The sequence below is a fragment of the Pseudomonas sp. LAM2023 genome, from assembly GCF_016620375.1.
GTDB classification, from domain to species: domain Bacteria; phylum Pseudomonadota; class Gammaproteobacteria; order Pseudomonadales; family Pseudomonadaceae; genus Aquipseudomonas; species Aquipseudomonas anuradhapurensis.
In genome coordinates this window covers 1-3038 of sequence record NZ_JAENHV010000034.1, presented here as the reverse complement: position 1 = coordinate 3038, position 3038 = coordinate 1, and the positions used below count along the sequence as shown (strand labels likewise).

Sequence of the window (3038 nt, the reverse complement as noted above, 5' to 3'; positions counted from 1 at the left end):
AAGACCAAGGTGCTGGCCAACACCGGGCAACTGCGCGCGCTGGGGCCGGAGATGGCGCGGCAGTTGAACAAGCTGGCGGACCCGGGCACGCAGATGAGCATCGGCTGGATGCTGAATGTGCTGAGCGGGGCGGTGAAGGGCTTTCGCAAGCGCAACAGGAATGGGCAGCCGGGGGTGAGCAAGCCGGGGACCGTGACGCAGGTGCAGCGGGAGAAGGGCAAGGGCGAGTTGGCGGTTAGTGGCTCGCAGGCCAAGGCGGAAGGCACGGCCAGCCCCAAGCGCAAGCCTTGCCCTCCCGAACCCAAAGCGCGTACAGGCCACAGCATCAGTTTCTCGCTGGGCTCCGAATTCATCCTGCATACCGATTTCAGTCTGCCCGGCCCGTTCCCCATCGAATGGGAACGGACCTATCACTCGCGCTTGAGCGAATACGATCAAGGCACGCTCGGCGCACGCTGGGTCACCGAGTTCACTACGCGTATCGACGTGGTGGGCAAGGGGCTGGTGTTCCATGACCACGACGGTCGTAGCCACGCGTTCGAACTGCCGAAAGTGGAGCAGTCGCAGTTCAAAGCCATCGAGGATCTACTGCTGGTTCGCAGCCGCGAAAACGAACTGGTGGTCTGCCGCGGCTTCGAGCGCAAGGAGTATTACCTGCGCGTGGGTGATCGGTATTACCTGCAGAAGATCACGCTCGCCAGTGGCGCCGGCTGCATGCTGCATTACGAGCACCGCCACAATGGCCGGCCGGTGCTCTCGGACGTCGTCACCTATCAGGATGACCCGAGCCAGATCCACCGCCACCTCGGCACCTTGATCGATGACCACGGCCAAATCACCGGCCTGTGGGAAATGCGTGACGGTCAACCACTGCGCCAGCTGTGTGCCTACCACTACGATGATCAGGGTGACCTGGTCGCCGCCCAGGACGAGCATGGCGCGGCTTGGCATTATCAATACCAGAACCACTTGGTGACCCGTTACACCGACCGTACCGGTAGGGGCATGAACCTGCAGTGGGACGGCAGCGCCTTTGACGCCAAGGCCATTCGCGAATGGGCCGATGACGGCAGTTACGACACGCGCCTGGAATGGGACGAGAACATTCGCCTGACCTACGTCACCGATGCCCACGGCCAGGAGACCTGGTACTACTACGACATCCAGGGCCATCTCTATCGCGTCCGCTACCCCGACGAGCGTTCGGAATGGCTGTTCCGCGATGAGCGCAAGAAAGTGCTGCGCCACGTTCACCCGGATGGCAGCGAAGACCGCTATGACTACGACGAGCAGGGCAGTGTCATTCGCCATATCCGTGCGGACCATACCCAGACCCACTTTGCCTACGATGACCGTCGTCACCTGATCAAGATCCGCGACGCCGAGGGCGGCCTGTGGCTGCGTGACTACGACAAGAAAGGCAACCTGGTCGAGACCACCGACCCGCTGGGCAACAAGACCGAGTTCACCTACACGCCTTCCGGGCTGGTCAAGGCGATCAAGGATGCCAACGGCAACGAGAAGAAGCTGGCCTACAACGCAGCGGATCAACTGGTCGCATACACCGACTGTTCGGGCAAGACCAGTCAATGGGAATACGACGACTTCGGCCAGCTGGTGCAGTTCACCGATGCGGCGGGCAACAAGACGGTCTACCAATACAAGGCCGGCCAGCTGGCAAAAGTCATTCATCCGGACGCCAGCGAAGAGCACTTCGAGCGCGATGCCGAAGGCCGCCTGCTGGCCCATGCCGATGCACTGGGCCGTTGCACCACCTGGGCCTATAACGCCGTGGGCCTACTCGCTGAACGCGTGGATGCGGCTGAGCACTCTTTGCGTTACCGCTGGGACAAACTGGGTCGCCTGATTGGGCTGGAGAACGAGAACGAGAGCAAGGCTGACTTCCTTTACGACCCAGTGGGGCGCCTGCTGGAAGAAAAGGGCTTTGATGGCCTGGTCACGCGGTACGAGTACGATGCTGAAAGCGGCCGTTTGAGCAGTACCTATGTCGGACAGCGTCGAACCCAGGTTTCCTTCGATGCCGTGGGGCGAATCGTTTCCCAGGTGGCCAGCCTGGGTGATCAACGCGAAGAAGAAACCTTCGCCTACGACGGCAACGGCAAGCTGATCCAGGCGATCAACGCGGCCAGCAAACTGCAGTGGTTCCATGACCAGGCCGGCAACCTGACCCGCGAGCACCAGTACTACCTCGGCACCGAGGTGCCGATGGTCGCGGTGTGGCAGCACGAGTACGACGCCCTCAACAACCGTATCGCGACCGTTCGCCCCGATGGCCACAAGGTCAGCGTGCTCACCTACGGCAGCGGTCACGTGCTGGGCATGACCCTCGACCAGCATGAACTGCTGGCCTACGAGCGTGATGACCTGCACCGCGAAGTGGTCCGGCATCAGGGCAACCAGCTGATGCAGGCCCAGAGCTGGGACCCGGCTGGCCGCCTGCAAGAGCAGTTGCTGGGTAGCCACGACGGCAAGTCCACGTTGCTCAAGCGCCAGTATCAGTACGACGCCGTGGGTCAGCTGACCGATATCCACGACACCCGTCGTGGCCACCTGGCCTATCGGTACGATCCGGTTGGCCGCCTGCTGCAAGCTACCAGTCGCCTGGGTGTCGAGACCTTCGCCTTCGACCCTGCCGGTAACCTGCTGGACGACAAGGCCCAGGCGCTGAATCGCCCGCTGGAAAGCGACCCGCGGCGCAACAAGCTGATGGACAACCTGCTGCGTGAATACGCTGGGACCCACTACCAGTACGACGAACGCGGCAACCTGATCCATCGCCTGCACAACGGCGGAAAAGCACGCCTCAGCTGGGACCTGTTCGACCGCTTGGTGCGCTTCGATGATGACAAGCTCAGCGTGGTGTACAGCTACGACGCCTTGGGCCGCCGTCTGCACAAACACTCCACCGCGCACCACCAGGATGATCCGCGAGCGGGCAGTGGTTGGAACCAGATGCAGCGGGCCAAGCGCCAGCGCGAACTGGGCTGCGGTTACACCTTGTATGGCTGGGATGGCGA

Annotated in this window: 1 protein-coding gene; it reads left to right on the top strand. The window is 62.2% G+C overall.

Annotated elements, in window-relative coordinates:
- The coding region (locus JKP78_RS19830; protein WP_200627345.1) for a DUF6531 domain-containing protein at positions 1 to 3038 on the top strand (3038 nt) is incomplete at both ends.